The 1,134-nt window shown below is 39.4% G+C and carries 1 protein-coding gene and 1 pseudogene; both read right to left on the bottom strand.

Annotation, left to right across the window (positions count from 1 at the left end):
- Positions 1–58 precede the first annotated feature (58 nt).
- Complete coding sequence (locus L3V37_RS24130; RefSeq protein WP_025636693.1) at positions 59–805, bottom strand: AHH domain-containing protein; 747 nt, start codon at positions 803–805, stop codon at positions 59–61.
- A 12-nt stretch (positions 806–817) separates the two neighbouring features.
- A pseudogene (locus L3V37_RS24125) lies at positions 818–1,134 on the bottom strand (hypothetical protein); the annotation flags it as partial.

Here is a 1,134-nt window from a genome sequence, read left to right as displayed (position 1 = left end):
TAACACTTGAAGAGAAGTAGTTTTCGGAGATCAATGAAAAATACATATATACCCTACTTTATTTTTGTTCTTTGATTGTTTTTAATCGACGACCACTATAGCAAAATGCTTTTACTTCTATAGTACTGGGGGCATTATCTTGACTATTAAAATGCACTCGATTAGTTTTTGCATTTGGTTCACTACATGTTTCGCATCCACTTTTTCCTGGTAAAAAGTTAGCACCTCTCTGTATTAGTAACAATTTGTTTCGGCTAATTTCACCAAGAATATCAATAGATAGGTCGTCCAACTTTGCAGTAAATCGCTCTTTATTAGTTTTGCAGTTTAACCCCTTAAGAGTACGAGCCAACTTCACACCAACGACTTTATGGTACCCGCTTAGCACATCAATTACTGCGACATCGTCTTCGAAGATCTTCTTCTTTAGCTGGTCGCTCTCGTTCAATACTTCGCTTTTTAACTCGCTCTGTAATCCAGAGACAGAAACTCCCATAGATTTTTCATAGTGAGTTACGATTCCACTATCTTTGTGGCTAGAGCTATGCAACGGCAATTTATATTGACACGCAATTTTATCTTGCATTGGCAAAATTACTAAATTCCACGTGTGGTTTACATCATAGCCCTTATAAGTTATTTGCTTACGGCGGTAACTAGATAGTCTACGTGTAGCTTCGCAAGAAATGATATGATGAGAGGCTACGGCTCTGTCCATAAAGTTCAATGGGTGCTTCTTTTTAACCGCAGTATCCCGCAGACTACGTGAACGAACATAACGCCCTTCATTTTCTCTAATGCCCATATTAATCCCTTACTACTTCACTTTCAGTGCTTCTGAACACTGACCGTTTTTGTGACCAGCAATACGGCGACAAATCTTACACCTAACAGGCTTCTTATCTTTGTCCTCATTCGCCTTTGCAGAATTCTTTCCTGATTGAGCAGACTCACCTGTATTATGTTTTACTTTTGCTGGATACGTTTTCTCGCCCTTACCTAAGATGCGAGCAAAAAGGTCATCAAACTCGCCCATCGCTTCTTTAAGCTTATCCGGTACCATCTTATCGATGATTTTTACCTCATCCGCTAACTTCAAGAAATACGTACCGAGCTCATCTGCACCCATTCTGT

This window comes from Vibrio sp. D54 (assembly GCF_021728075.1).
Classification (GTDB): domain Bacteria; phylum Pseudomonadota; class Gammaproteobacteria; order Enterobacterales; family Vibrionaceae; genus Vibrio; species Vibrio alginolyticus.
The sequence above is the reverse complement of the archived record's forward strand: the minus strand, read 5'-3'. Positions and strand labels throughout refer to the sequence as shown.